The following is a 12,833-nucleotide window of genomic DNA, read 5'->3' on the forward strand; positions in this document are numbered from 1 at the left end:
GCGGACACCGCGCTGACCAATGATTTCATCCAGCAAAGAAGCGGCCATATCGACATCAGTCATCGTCGGCTCCTTGGCTGAAAAATCCACGTTCGTGGCTAAAATATCCACGTTCTTGGCTGAAACGACCACGTTCATGGGTGACTCCTTTGCTAAGTTTGACCTTGCGAGGGACAAACGAAACAGGAGTAAGGAGTGTATGGAGCCAGTGGGAAAGATTGCCGTGCGCGTTCTGAACAAAGCCAGACACGCACGAATACACCGTCAAAAGACGGGAATAAGTGGCCGAGACGATAAAATGGGAGGGAGTGACCGTCTCGGCCTTAACACCGGCGGGGGAAGCCGGTGAAATGAAACTGAATGATAGGGTCGCGTGGCTCATGCTGCGCGATCCTTTTTCTTCGAAACTTTTGCAGCATCAACAAATAAGCGATCTATAAACGCTTTAGCCGCACCCCTTTTCGGAACGCCTTCATTCTCCCACCGCCACACTGTGGATAGATTTACGCCAGCCATTTCAGCGAGCTGTGGCTGGGTTAATTTTAAAATGCGCCTAATGGCAGCGAGGTCAATTTGAGCGTTTTCCATAATTCAAGTATGCATAACGCAAACTTTATAGTCAAGTCGAATTGCATACTAAAAGTACGCATAATGAAGCCATGACACAAGATGATAGACCTGCCCCTGCAAAACGACTTGAAGAGGCGCGGATTGCGCGCGGCTTTAAAACTGCCACCGCCGCCTGTGAATATTTCGGCTGGAACTATGTTAGCTACTCACAACACGAGAGCGGGCAGCGCGGATTATCGCGTGCGGCTGAGCGGTACGCGACAGCCTTTCGCGTCGGCGAAGGCTGGCTACTAACCGGTGAAGGCCGAGGCCCATCGGGTGAACATGAAGATATTCCAAAAGAGCCCGTGAGAGAGAAGCGAACGGAAGCAACAAAAGGCTTCACACCGGAGATCGTTCCAGGCAAAGGCCTTGTTGGCGGCCGTGACTTCCCGATTTATGCTGCCGCGATGGGTGGCAACGGGCACACGATCATTACCTTCGATGCAATCGAGTGGGTGAGACGGCCGGCAATCCTTGAAAATGTAAAGGATGCATACGGGATATATATTGTTGGCGACAGTATGGAGCCAGCATACGAGCAAGGTGATATGGCGCTCGTTCACCCTCACCTGCCTCCTACGCGCGGCACTGACGTTATTCTATATCATGTACCCCCGACCTATGAAGCTGAATGCATAATCAAGCGCCTAGTCGGCTTCAATGATACCGAGTGGAAGCTTCGGCAATATAACCCGCCGTTGGATTTTGCCGAATACAGGGATGATTACCCTTATTGCCATCGCGTAGTGGGGAAATATAACGGGCGCTAAGCGCACAATGCTGTTAAACTCAATGGCCGTATCTGCGGCCACATCGCACGGAGATAATGCGCGCATGTGGGTCAATTCATTTGTAAATCGCGGCATTGAAGATGATGATCGCAAGCTGGCGGCGTATGGCATAGACCCGCTCGCGTCTGAATCTCTGCCTTACTACGTCCGCTGGATAAGACAGGACATAATCGGCATTTTCTACATGTTAAACATGATCGTTGTTTTACTCATTCTTATCGCCATCCCACTTTGGATGATTGCCCTTCGCTAAACTCGAGGGCGTTGATTGTGCAGGCACAGGACTATCGGCTGTAAAACCGCCCTTAGCCGCGCTGTATGATTGAACTACGTAAAATGTTGCCATCTGATTCACTCCCTAGAATGGGAATATGATGCCGAACAAATAAGAACATTACAAGAACAATCTAGGAGGATATTCACAATGTAGGAATATTAGCTAATGCGAAATATCAGCGAATAGCGTCATCACTATACCTTAGAACAGCATGACACATTGCCTTAAATCAGGCATCATCACCCTGATAAATAAGTACTGTTTCAGGGGGGGGTATGCGCACTTCATTCATCTTAAAGCTGACATTTATCGCCTTTCCGCTGATCTTTATCGCGGCGGTTGGCGCAAAGCTGATGGGCTATGAATGAGCTGGGTGTACGCGATTCAAGGGGCAATTTCTGTCGGCTTATTTTGCTTCATGCTGTGGGTGTGGTTCAAAAAATAAACATCGTCACAGCCACTTATCGAATAAAATCGTTGCCGTACACAAATTCATAATTACGTCACATACCTGTTGTAACAATTATTCATGTGTAGATGTGCTCGAAACGCAACATTTTACACCTCTATTGACACTCACACTTGAGTGCATATATGAAGCTGAGAAATAGCCTTGCTATCCCCGTGTAATTTAGATTTAATGGATTCATCTTGGGGGGATCTTAAATGACTGCAATGAAAAAAACCTACGAGCCAACCACATACCAGCACCATCAATTAATTCACAGCATTCAAGCTGCGGATTACTCAGATGATGTCGCGGATGATTATGTAGCACAAGTTGAAGCTATTGCTGCCCCGCTGATGGATGATGAGGAGTGGTTTATTGTTGATGGACCTGCTTGGTAACTGATTTGGCCGGGTACCTTCCCCTCTCAACACTACCTGAATCTCTAGCGATTGTCTGGTGCAAGTTTCCTCTAGAGGAACTGCCTAAAGTACCAGGCCCAAAATCTCGACCCGCCTTAGTTCGAAGCATCAGTTTAAATAGAGATCAAACTAAAGCTATCGTCGAAATAACATATGGAACAAGTCAAATCCGACAATCGGAGTTCCCTAACGATTTGATTATTCAAAACTTGCGGAGCCTCAATGAGTGCGGTCTACCGCAGGCAACTCGCTTTCGACTGGATCGAACCATTACGCTGCCTTGGCATTCGTCATTTTTCGAGGCTCGAGAGGGTTATAAAACGCCTATAATTGGATCCTTGGATGATCAATCAAGAACACAGCTTGAGATTCTAAAGATTGCCCGCAGACGCCTTTAGTATTGCGCTCCTAATCAAAAAACAATCCCGCTCCGGCGGGGTTTCTTTTGCAAACATTTGCAAATCGTAATCAGCGTATATCCTTTAGTCGCAACGCGTCAAATCCAGCTAGCTTACCATAAGCTTAATGCTAACATCTTCCTGTGATCATTATTCATAGGGGGATTTCACATGCGTACATTCATTATTGGCTTGTTCATTCTATCAGTTGGCGCAACTGCCGCCATGGCATCAAGTGGCCGTACAGATAAAAACGGTTGCCATACAGAACGCAAAACAGGCATTTATCACTGTCATTGATACAAATCATTTGTACTACAAAAGCCCCGCATTTGCAGGGCTTTTTTATTGAACATCAGATGGATTTACTGGAAATCGATTTATTCTTGTATCGGATTGAGCGAAGCCTTGCATGTCGTTTTAAGACACTCTGAATAGGGTTATCCGTATTTCCTTCGGCAATTCGTTCTGCTCTTCTCTGCACTCTATCCGCCATATTTATAGAAGTTAGAAGATAATCGACTAGCTTTTTTTGGTTAAATTTTCCGGTCAAATATTGAAGCATAGCAGAATTAGCCAGTGCTTGGCCTTCGGTACTATCTATTTTAATTAAAGTTGCCGTACAAACCTGTAAAAGTGCGGCATTGATAATCGCAATATCCTTAGAATATAGCTGGGTGATTACATTATTGGATGACATAGTTTTATCCCTCCACCTTCGTAATGGGATACCCAATGAAGGCAAAGCCAGCTTAACACCGAATTTTAGTATCACCTAATTATGAATCAATAGCCCCGCCTAATGCGTTTTTTTTGTTGCCCTGATACTTTGGCATAACTCGACACATACAAATATATCCGTAACATATTCTAGGCCAGCATGGGGGCTGGCAAGGAGGGAATATGGCACTCGATATTAATGAAGCGTCTACAGCTATTGGAATGATTAACAGAGGCGATAAACAACATGATGTTGCAGCTTGGTTTGGGGTAAATCAAGCACGTATAGCCGAAGCTACACAAGGTCACTTCGGAACGACCACCGCTGCACCTTTAGCATCACTGCCACCATCAGGGGCTCCCGGCATTAAGGGGCGAAGATTAAAAAATGCCGTTGATGCTGTAATAACGAAGCTTAATGCAGGTAACAGTGCCGACGCATTAGCTGATTTACAAGCCGCCACAACTCAGTTTGAGGCGGACGAATAATCACCATCACGTTCTAAAATTTTTCTGCAAGGCGGAACCCACATAAGGCGCGGATGGCCTTCGTTCGCGCCTTTCTCCCATACAAACCAAGCATAGCCAGTTGCTGTACTGGCTTTTGGGTCAACCCGTCCCTTCACCATAGGAACGCGCTCAGTGAATTGAGCAAATTTTGACGGCGGCATATCTTTGAAAATACCGTTGTAGCGCCCTACGCTTTCCAGAAAAACAGTTCGTGCAAGTATGGCGACGCCTTTACGGGCAACAACAAGCGCACGCTCAACAAACTCCTCCGCCAATCGGAATGGCGGATTTGTAATCACCCAGTCATGAGATTGGGCTTCGTACGGGTACGTCAAAAAGTCTCGTATCGGGGCATATCCATAATCGTGCGCATCAGCGCTATCGACCCGCCCGAAATATTCAGACAATGGTCGCGTCATATATCCTCGGCCGCACGCTGGCTCCAAACAGGTCAAAGAACGTAAGTCCTCGACATCACCGATCACATGCTCAATTAATCCTCTTGTCGCCCATGGCGGCGTTGGGAAGTCATCAGCGCTGTCTTTAGGTTCATATCGTTGCGCCATGACAGCGTGTGAGGTGTTTTGCTTGGACATCATATACTCCTGAGACACTGATTATGGCTCACAAGAGTTAATAACTCCCCTCACCTTTTCATGCCCTGATTCTACCACGTGCGCGGCTGGGCGCAAGGTGAAAGTATGCGTTTTAAGTTTTAATTCTCATTTTGCATACTTTTTATCTTGACTGAATAGTTTGCATTATGCATACTAAATTCATCAACAGCGCGAAGAAACAATTGCTGATCCGCTAACCGATGGAGTTAAAAAATGTCCTCAGCTTTGCAGATTGCACACACAGATTTAACAGGCGCACAGAAGGTAACTGCCATGAATGCAGTGCGACCTGCAAAGCGCCCCCGCGATTACTCAACTCAGTCAAAAGCCATGAAAATGGCATGGGAAAGCTACCGTAAGTGGTCAGCTGATTGGTTTAAGGAATTTGGCGAAAAACTCCCATTCCGTCGCTACCAATTCAACAAGTGCTTACGCGATGCATATCTGGAAATCCGCATTTACGCGGCGGCACCTGTGTGCATCACACCAGAAGAAGCACAATTCATCGGCTCTGATTGTCTGATGAAAATGCGGGAGGTCGCGTAATGGCAAAATCCCTCACCGACTTAGCAGAACAATCCTACTGGAATTGCGAAGGTAACACCCGCCAAGCTTTGGAGAATGTAACGCGCGTTATCAGCGAGCAGTTCAAAGAAACAATCATTTCAATCTCAGTCGAAAACGAGCGCTTAAAAGCCAAGCTCGCAGAAAGGGAGGCTGAATATACGTGATTTTTTAGAAGATATCGCAGCGCTCGCATCCGTTTCATTCTTCGTAGTGGTCATTCTGATTTGGGCAGATCAATTCTCATGATGAGGCGCTCAGACCTTGAAAAGCTAAAAGCTGATATCGAGCACGGCCTCAAAACAATCCCAGACATATCAACCCGCCGATACCTTGAAGAGAAATATTATCAAGTTGAACGGCTATTGAAGGAACAGGCAGCATGAGCGCAGCACTTGAAATTCACACTGAAACATCACCTCAAGTCCGCAACTCCGACGCGCCAATGATTTCCATGATCGAGCGCATTGCAATGGATCCGAATATCCCACTGGATCGCCTTGAAAAAATGCTCGACATGAAAGAGCGCATGGAAGACCGCGCCCGTGAAGACGAAGAACGTCAGGCAAAGAAGGCGTACTTCGCCGCCATGTCAAAGTGTCAGTCCGAGTTACCAGTCGTAATCAAGAACCGTGGCAATGACCATACCAAGTCACGTTATGCCGATCTGGCTGCAATTGAAGAACAGGCAATGCCAACCATCCATAAGCATGGCTTTGCAGTGTCTTTTCAACCAGACGGCTATAACGGCAACGGTGAGTTGCGCATTCTTTGGGAAATTTCCCATGCAGAAGGTCACGCACGTAATGGCGTAGGCGAAATTCCAGTTGATGGCGCAGGCGCACAAGGCAAGGTGAATAAAACCGGTACTCAAGCGTTTGGCAGTACAGCCACTTATGGCCGCCGCTACCTGCTTTGCATGCTGTTTAATATCAGTACCGGCGACGATCTGGATGGCAACAAGCCATCGGCCAGAAACCAAGAACGAATTAACAGTGAGCAGCTGGCCAATATACGTCGCCTAATTGAGGAAACAGATACAGATATCGAGCAGTTCTGCAAGCGTGGCAAAGTAGAAGCTTTGCCGGATATTCTGGCCGCAGACTATGAAAACGCCGTGTATCTGCTTGAAGAAAAAAAGAAGCGGATGGGGCAATGATGCAGGTATTCAACGATATTGTGCAAGGCTCACCTGAATGGTTTGGGGCTCGCGCCGGCATCCCGACAGCCTCACGCTTTTCAACCGTCATGGCAAAAGGTGAAGGCAAAACACGCTCTGAATATATGAGGACACTTGCGGGTGAAATTATCACCGGTGAGATTGAGGAAAGTTTCTCCTCCCCTCATATGGAGCGTGGCAAGCTGATGGAGGATGAAGCGCGTGAGACTTACGCTTTCATCAACTCAGTTGAACCTTATCAGGTTGGTTTCATCCGCAACGGTGATAAAGGCGCAAGCCCAGATAGCCTTATCGGCACTGATGGCGGCCTAGAGATCAAAACAGCGCTGCCACGCATCCAGATTGACCGCTTGGAGCGTAACCGCCTTCCCCCAGAGCATAAGGCGCAAGTGCAGGGCAACTTGTGGATTGCAGAGCGCGAATGGTGGGACTTCGTGTCTTATTGGCCGCGGCTGCCAATGCTGATCATCCGCGTCTACCGCGATGAGGACTATATCAAAACCATGTCCGACGAGATTGACCGCTTCAACGATGAAAAAGCGGCTTTGATCGAGCGCATTCGTGCTTACGGACAAGAACCAAAGATGGAGGCGGCAGAATGAGCAGCATGCCTATCATGATGCAATGGGACGGTGAGGCAATGGTGCCAGCCTCCTCCTATTGGGCATCCTGCGCTGACCGGCAGTTTGTTATCGGTGAAGCCTATAAAATGGTTGAGCACCACGACCGCTCGGGTGTCAGCCACAATCATTATTTCGCTTCGATCACCAATGCATGGAATACGCTGCCGGATCACCTTCTGGTCGAATATCCGAGTGCTGAGCATCTTCGTAAAAAAATGCTGGTGAAATGTGGCTATGCAGATGAACGCTCAATTGTATGCGCAAGCAAAGCAGACGCACTCCGAGTTGCGGCCTTTATTAAGCCGATGGATGAGCATGCGGTTGTTTCTGTTCGTGAGGCTGTAGTGCGCGTTTACACAGCACAAAGCCAGAGCATGAAGGCTATGGGCAAGCAAGAATTTCAGCAAAGCAAGCAGTCCGTCCTTGAGGAAATAGACAAGCTAATCGGGGTTGACCGTGGCGAAACAGCGAGGGCAGCCGCATGATTATTCCTTTCCTGATCTCAAAATTGCGCAAGCTGCTTGGCTTCAATGACGATCCGCTTCCGGCATTCAAGAAAAGAGCTGCAGAACTAACAGTAGCCATTGAAAAAGCTAAGCGCGACAAAAAGAAATACAGCCACATTGAGCGTGAACTTTTTGCAACCAACGTCGTCATCATGACGATTGAGCGCGGCATTCCATATCGTAACGGTAAGTTTGAGTGGGGACAGTAATGGCTGGTTTTCGAGTGGTTCGATACGACACGGCTTTCACCGCTTCAGCATCCAAAGGGCAAAAGCGGCCAAGAAAGCATGATGAAACCCATCTGAAATGGGTCAGAACCCTGCCCTGCATCATTACTGGAGCTTATGGTGTTGAAGCAGCCCATATCCGGTACGCAGCTCCGCAATACGGCAAGAATGAAACCGGCATGGGCGAAAAACCAGACGACCGCTGGACAATCCCACTTTCACCAGAAATGCATCGCGAGCAGCACGCAATGAATGAACGCGAGTTCTGGCTCAAGCACGGCATAGACCCTTGCCGCGTGTCTTTAGCGCTCTTCGCCGTAACAGGTGATGAAGAGCAAGCTTTAACCATTATCCGGAATGCGAGGAAGTCATGATGTCGGCACTCCAACTCGCCGCCCCGACACCGGAGGAAGGGCTATGATCACAGTGCTACTAAACTGGTTCAATGGTTGGCGAATTGATTTCGATGGTTGGTTGGTCAGAGCTCGTCGACATTCTGACCCTGTAACATTGCCACCTGAAATTGGCTTCGTTGAAGAATGCGCAATTGCAGTCCGAACACCCAGGCATGCAAGATTAATAGACCGCGCAGCCTTAGCGCAAGGAGGAAGGGAATGAGCCAGCCAGCAACAATCAGAAAAAGCGACCTTAAACGCTATGCAGAAGTGGCGAATGAAACAAAGGTGCGCATCGTAATCAAACTTGGGGATCAGACTGTAACGGTCTCACCTGATTACGGGAATAGCGAAACACCGCTTATTGACTATTCGAAACCGGTATTGTGACTATTAGCCCATGAAAAGAAAACTGCCCCTTTACGTGCACAAGCAAAAGACCCGCCATGACAAGTGGGTCTTTTATTTCCGTATGGGGAAAGGTAAACGCATCCGACTACCGAGCCCGAATGAAAGCGGCTTTATGGAGGCTTATCGCGCCGCGTTGACCGGTGAACCGGTTGAGGCGCCCAAAGTGGCTGCTGGTACCCTGCAATGGCTATGGGATAAATATACCAACGAAAGCGCACGTTGGGCTGGATATTCAGCGGCAACAAAGAAGCAGCACACTCTCATAATGGCAAAAGTTCTTGAGGGAAACTCGAAGAAAGCATTATCGTCATTTACACAAGATGTAATTCAGGCTGGCGTTGACCGCAGACACGAAACACCGGCTCAAGCTGGTAATTTCCTAAAGGCTATGCGCGGCATGTTTTCTTGGGCGAAAAGAATGCGCCTTGTCGAAGTTGATCCAACTGTGAATGTTGAACGCATCAGCTATAAGAGCGATGGCTTTCCTGCATGGGAACTTGAGGATGTGATTGCTTTCCGCGCGCGCCACTCTATCGGTAGCCATGAGCGGCTGGCAATGGAACTGATGTTGTTGGCCGGGCTTCGCCGCTCTGATGTTGTCAAAGCTGGTCGGCAGCATATCAGTGACGGCGTTCTGACAATGGATACAGCTAAGACAGGTGCCCGTGTGAGTGTTGCTCTGTCAGACAGCCTACTAAGTCTTATTGAACAAACCCCGCGGAAGGGCTTGCATCTAATCGAAAGCAAAATAGGCCGTCCGTTTGTCAAAGAAGCTTTTGGGAACTGGTTCAGAACAGCCTGTAATGAAGCAGGTGTAGACAAGTCTGCGCATGGGTTGAGAAAGCTAAGTGCAACCCTCGCCGCGGAAGGCGGGGCAGCTACTCACCACCTCCTTGCACAATACGGTTGGACGAACCTTGCTACCGCAGAAATTTATACAAAAAACATAAACAGAAAGAAGCTGGGTATTGAAACCAGTCGCATTGTTGCAGACCAGATAGAGAACATATCAGCCCCTCACCCAAAAACAGGTGAGGGAATTATTGAAAATAAACCAATGAAATCAAAGCCAAAATAATAGGATTGCGCCCTCTCTGGGGGCACCACTTTTCCTAACATCTTTAAATTGTTGGAATTTTGGCGCTTAGACAAGTGATCGTATATATTACCACCGGTTTCCAAGATAAATTTTGATGCAAAACACAAGCACTCTAAACGTGCTTACATTCGCGCACATTCTAATCTGTTCCGAATCAAGCCGATTGATCTGGATGAATCACATTCCAACACTGCTTAAAGAAAATACAGCCCTCCCAAAAGCTTAAGTGCAAAGTGAGCGAGCTGCATTTAATTAAACCATCAAATGGATGAGATTTTTCACTTCGTTAAAACAGCCTGCGGCGTTTTACGAAAACTAATAGCCATCCGATTATATGCATTCATCAGACTGATGGCGATTGTCAGGTCAGACAGCTCTTTTTCACTGAACACCTGATAAGCAGCCTCATAAGCGGCATCAGGAATGCCTGTTTGTGCAACAAGCGTCACACTTTCCGCCCATGCAAGAGCCGCCCGCTCACGAGCGTTAAAAAGTGCGCCACCTTCTTCCCACGCCTGTACAAGTGCAAGTTTTTCGATTGAAACGCCTTTTTCCACCAAGGCACGGGTATGGCTATCCAAACAATAAGCACAATTATTAATTTGCGAAACTCGCAGATAAACCAACTCAACCAGTTCTCCAGTAAGATCCGTTTGCTTGATGTAATTATAAACACCAGCAAGTGCTTTAGCTCCATCAGGCGCGATCTGATTGTAATCTATTCGTTTAATCATTGTTATTTCCTACTCACCTTCATGAGATCAGTTGCAATTAATGGCAACCATTCTCACTTTTCATCACGATAGAGATAAAGCATCTCAGACATCACTAAATTTCGATTGACTTTTCCTTATATTAAGAACAAATAAAGAACAGTCAATAAGGCACTGATGAATGACAACTGAAACCGCATCTGAAAAATACATCATCATCCCATACCGCAAAAACCAGCAAAAACTGGTTGCCGCCGAAATGCGCCCCGCTCAGTCAGCTGTCAGTGCTGAACGCATTGCTGCTGCAATGGCCGAGCGTTTTGCTGGCGTTGTTGCCTATGCTGTGACCATTGATGAAGAGTCTGGCGACATGATGGAGCCTAGGCTTCTGGCTTCCTTTGGCGAAGTGCCGGTTGAGCAGGAAGATTGAGCTTCTAACAGCCACTTAGTTGCGCTATTTCTCGTGGCTTGTATGATCTGCCCGCTAACTGGCAGATTAAATTTATACATGGAAAGATAAAGGTTCGCATGTCGTTTAGCATTGTCACAACAAAAGAAAGACCAGATTTAGCTCAAACCACCGGCACATGGCGCTGGAATGCTTTCTTTAGTGATACAGATGTTAGTCTGGCGCAAGTGATTGAGATTGATACAGATTGCGCAGCGCAACAGGATATGATGCCAACTGTCTGGGTTTTACTCGATGGTGAAACGCCTGTTGGTATGATCACGCTTTGTCTGGATGATCTTGAAGACCGGCCGGAGCTGAACCCTTGGTTAGCTGGCCTTTATGTTGATCCTGCCTATCGCGGACGCGGGCTTGCATTGCAACTGATTGCACACCTTGAAACAATTGCAAAAAACGCAGGCGTTGAGCGCCTGTCACTTTATACAGATGGCTCAGTCGGCCTTTATTCCAAAGCCGGTTGGAATATCACTGAGACGTTTGATGACAATGGAGTTCTTTATTCCATTATGCAAAAGCAATTAGCGCCAGCTTGATCATTTTTTCAAGCATTTTAGTTAAATATAAAGGGCGAGAGGCACAGGCTAAGTTATTTAAAACAACCCTTAAGTCTACGTCTCTCGCCCTTCTTTTTATCAATATCGCGTTAGTTTCTTTTATTCTGCTGCTTCAAAAGTAAACGGCTCGGCATCTTCAAATTTGTCAGAAACTTCGCCAACCAAAACACGGCTCATATCAACGCCAAGTTCTAGTTTGCGCACTTTTGCACCTTCCGCAAAATCCAGCTTTTTCAGATCAACCCAGAAAATATTAGGTGATGTGGCTGATTCTGCATGAAATTGCAGTGCTTTTTGATCCGCAACCACACGCCAGCGTGTTGTAGACAGGTTGGGTGCATCAGACATGCTTACGCCATAAGGCACCGAAGCATTACGCACCACACTGAAAACAGCGGCTGCTGCAATGCGCGGATCATCTGTCTGTGTCACTGCATTGACGTAAAAACCAGCGCGAACAAAGCGATCTTCCGATCGTCCGCTACCCGGCAAGAAGTTCAGCGAATTAACTTTGCCCCAATAGGCTTTATTGGCCAGCTGGAAATCATAAGCCGGATCATTGGTTACAACCTGATAAGAACGGTCATGATGAATGCTGAGCTTACCATCAATCCATTCCAGTACGGCACTGTCACCGCTGGCATCCGACAAGGTCAGATGAAGTGGTGCAAGGCTACCCGGTCGACCAGGAACTTCACCGCTAACCACTTGAATTGGATTGTCTTTTGTATATTCAACAGCTTCTTTAACACTAGCAAACTGATCGAGATAAAACTGCGCCCAGATAGCCAATGACATACGCTTTGAAGATTTATCATCTTCCGGATATTGCGACGCATTCAGCCATAACAGGCTGGCATTGAGACCAGCTTCATTCATACCGTCAACGGTTGAAATATCATAACCTGAAACAGCAAGACTGCCATATTTCGAAGTCCATTCAACCGAGCGCTCGCCTGCCTGACCGCCGCGCTTCATGCCTTTCGGAAAAACCCAGAAATTGCTGATCATCGGATCTTTAAAATCCATGCTGCGGCCGGTGAGCGTACGCCCTGCCTCACCATGATAAACAACGCGCGTGCAAGCCTGAACTTCTGCGGTCATGAGAGCCGCAACTGCTGTCAGTGCAGCAGCAAATTTTGTAAAGCGATACATAGTAACTACCTATTCATCAATGGACTGGTCTAGTTCTATAGATCAGAGTTTCAACAGTACGGGAATGTAGATCCCACAAAGTTAACCTGTTTATTTGCACGGATCGGCCATAAGGCCAAGTATCTGTTATCAAATAATCTGC

Annotated in this window: 21 protein-coding genes; 16 read left to right on the forward strand and 5 right to left on the reverse strand. The window is 47.3% G+C overall.

The window, feature by feature from the left end; translation table 11 throughout:
• Positions 1-378: 378 nt before the first annotated feature.
• Entirely contained in the window at positions 379-588 is a 210-nt protein-coding gene (locus ABDZ76_RS00005; RefSeq protein WP_343799824.1) for a helix-turn-helix domain-containing protein, read from the reverse strand.
• A 71-nt stretch (positions 589-659) separates the two neighbouring features.
• On the opposite strand from ABDZ76_RS00005, the gene ABDZ76_RS00010 reads away from it, so the two are divergent.
• The 4 genes from ABDZ76_RS00010 (at position 660) to ABDZ76_RS00025 (ending at position 3,248) form a co-directional block, all read left to right on the forward strand.
• Positions 660-1,382: a S24 family peptidase gene (locus ABDZ76_RS00010; protein WP_343799825.1), complete on the forward strand. Its 723-nt coding sequence runs from the start codon at positions 660-662 to the stop codon at positions 1,380-1,382.
• A gap of 22 nt (positions 1,383-1,404) precedes the next feature.
• A complete protein-coding gene (locus ABDZ76_RS00015) occupies positions 1,405-1,656 on the forward strand; it encodes a hypothetical protein (protein WP_343799826.1) in 252 nt (83 codons plus the stop codon).
• A 690-nt stretch (positions 1,657-2,346) separates the two neighbouring features.
• The gene (locus ABDZ76_RS00020; protein ID WP_343799827.1) at positions 2,347-2,529 is read left to right on the forward strand and encodes a hypothetical protein; all 183 of its coding nucleotides are present in this window, start codon (positions 2,347-2,349) and stop codon (positions 2,527-2,529) included.
• A 590-nt stretch (positions 2,530-3,119) separates the two neighbouring features.
• Complete coding sequence (locus ABDZ76_RS00025; protein WP_343799829.1) at positions 3,120-3,248, forward strand: YHYH domain-containing protein; 129 nt, start codon at positions 3,120-3,122, stop codon at positions 3,246-3,248.
• A gap of 55 nt (positions 3,249-3,303) precedes the next feature.
• Here the strand turns inward: ABDZ76_RS00025 and ABDZ76_RS00030 are convergent, their stop codons facing one another.
• Complete coding sequence (locus ABDZ76_RS00030; protein WP_343799831.1) at positions 3,304-3,648, reverse strand: hypothetical protein; 345 nt, start codon at positions 3,646-3,648, stop codon at positions 3,304-3,306.
• Positions 3,649-3,851: 203 nt separating this feature from the next.
• Between ABDZ76_RS00030 and ABDZ76_RS00035 the strand changes: the two genes are divergently transcribed.
• Positions 3,852-4,157, forward strand: a complete 306-nt coding sequence (locus ABDZ76_RS00035; RefSeq protein WP_343799833.1) for a hypothetical protein — start codon at positions 3,852-3,854, stop codon at positions 4,155-4,157.
• On the opposite strand, the gene ABDZ76_RS00040 is transcribed toward ABDZ76_RS00035, so the two are convergent.
• Positions 4,136-4,777, reverse strand: a complete 642-nt coding sequence (locus ABDZ76_RS00040) for an SAM-dependent methyltransferase (RefSeq protein WP_343799835.1) — start codon at positions 4,775-4,777, stop codon at positions 4,136-4,138. The two genes, ABDZ76_RS00035 and ABDZ76_RS00040, sit on opposite strands and share 22 nt — an antisense overlap.
• A 231-nt stretch (positions 4,778-5,008) precedes the next feature.
• On the opposite strand from ABDZ76_RS00040, the gene ABDZ76_RS00045 reads away from it, so the two are divergent.
• From ABDZ76_RS00045 to ABDZ76_RS00085, 9 genes are all read left to right on the forward strand, one after another.
• Entirely contained in the window at positions 5,009-5,341 is a 333-nt protein-coding gene (locus tag ABDZ76_RS00045; RefSeq protein ID WP_343799837.1) for a hypothetical protein, read from the forward strand.
• Entirely contained in the window at positions 5,341-5,526 is a 186-nt protein-coding gene (locus tag ABDZ76_RS00050) for a hypothetical protein (RefSeq protein ID WP_343799839.1), read from the forward strand. The genes ABDZ76_RS00045 and ABDZ76_RS00050 overlap by 1 nt, the downstream gene beginning before the upstream one ends.
• Positions 5,527-5,741: 215 nt before the next feature.
• Positions 5,742-6,518 carry an ERF family protein gene (locus ABDZ76_RS00055; protein WP_343799841.1) on the forward strand — a complete coding sequence of 259 codons (777 nt, stop codon included), beginning with the start codon at positions 5,742-5,744 and terminating at the stop codon, positions 6,516-6,518.
• Entirely contained in the window at positions 6,515-7,141 is a 627-nt protein-coding gene (locus tag ABDZ76_RS00060; RefSeq protein WP_343799843.1) for a lambda exonuclease family protein, read from the forward strand. The genes ABDZ76_RS00055 and ABDZ76_RS00060 overlap by 4 nt, the downstream gene beginning before the upstream one ends.
• Positions 7,138-7,647 carry a hypothetical protein gene (locus tag ABDZ76_RS00065; RefSeq protein WP_343799845.1) on the forward strand — a complete coding sequence of 170 codons (510 nt, stop codon included), beginning with the start codon at positions 7,138-7,140 and terminating at the stop codon, positions 7,645-7,647. The genes ABDZ76_RS00060 and ABDZ76_RS00065 overlap by 4 nt, the downstream gene beginning before the upstream one ends.
• On the forward strand, positions 7,644-7,877 hold the full coding sequence (locus tag ABDZ76_RS00070; protein WP_343799847.1) for a hypothetical protein: 234 nt from the start codon (positions 7,644-7,646) through the stop codon (positions 7,875-7,877). Before ABDZ76_RS00065 ends, ABDZ76_RS00070 begins: the two co-directional genes overlap by 4 nt.
• On the forward strand, positions 7,877-8,269 hold the full coding sequence (locus ABDZ76_RS00075) for a DUF968 domain-containing protein (RefSeq protein WP_343799849.1): 393 nt from the start codon (positions 7,877-7,879) through the stop codon (positions 8,267-8,269). The genes ABDZ76_RS00070 and ABDZ76_RS00075 overlap by 1 nt, the downstream gene beginning before the upstream one ends.
• Positions 8,270-8,509: 240 nt before the next feature.
• A complete protein-coding gene (locus tag ABDZ76_RS00080; RefSeq protein WP_343799851.1) occupies positions 8,510-8,680 on the forward strand; it encodes a hypothetical protein in 171 nt (56 codons plus the stop codon).
• Between the two features lie 10 nt (positions 8,681-8,690).
• The gene (locus tag ABDZ76_RS00085; RefSeq protein WP_343799853.1) at positions 8,691-9,779 is read left to right on the forward strand and encodes a tyrosine-type recombinase/integrase; all 1,089 of its coding nucleotides are present in this window, start codon (positions 8,691-8,693) and stop codon (positions 9,777-9,779) included.
• Positions 9,780-10,078: 299 nt separating this feature from the next.
• Here ABDZ76_RS00085 and ABDZ76_RS00090 read toward each other — a convergent pair whose 3' ends face one another.
• Complete coding sequence (locus tag ABDZ76_RS00090) at positions 10,079-10,534, reverse strand: carboxymuconolactone decarboxylase family protein (RefSeq protein WP_343799855.1); 456 nt, start codon at positions 10,532-10,534, stop codon at positions 10,079-10,081.
• A gap of 160 nt (positions 10,535-10,694) precedes the next feature.
• Between ABDZ76_RS00090 and ABDZ76_RS00095 the strand changes: the two genes are divergently transcribed.
• Together ABDZ76_RS00095 and ABDZ76_RS00100 are read left to right on the forward strand one after the other, a co-directional pair.
• The gene (locus tag ABDZ76_RS00095; protein WP_343799857.1) at positions 10,695-10,943 is read left to right on the forward strand and encodes a hypothetical protein; all 249 of its coding nucleotides are present in this window, start codon (positions 10,695-10,697) and stop codon (positions 10,941-10,943) included.
• A gap of 98 nt (positions 10,944-11,041) precedes the next feature.
• Positions 11,042-11,515, forward strand: coding sequence for a GNAT family N-acetyltransferase (locus ABDZ76_RS00100; RefSeq protein WP_343799859.1), 474 nt, complete (start codon positions 11,042-11,044; stop codon positions 11,513-11,515).
• 120 nt (positions 11,516-11,635) lie between these two features.
• Here the strand turns inward: ABDZ76_RS00100 and ABDZ76_RS00105 are convergent, their stop codons facing one another.
• On the reverse strand, positions 11,636-12,691 hold the full coding sequence (locus ABDZ76_RS00105; protein ID WP_343799861.1) for a linear amide C-N hydrolase: 1,056 nt from the start codon (positions 12,689-12,691) through the stop codon (positions 11,636-11,638).
• Positions 12,692-12,833 lie beyond the last annotated feature (142 nt).

Source organism: Paenochrobactrum glaciei, from assembly GCF_039522165.1.
Lineage (GTDB): Bacteria > Pseudomonadota > Alphaproteobacteria > Rhizobiales > Rhizobiaceae > Paenochrobactrum > Paenochrobactrum glaciei.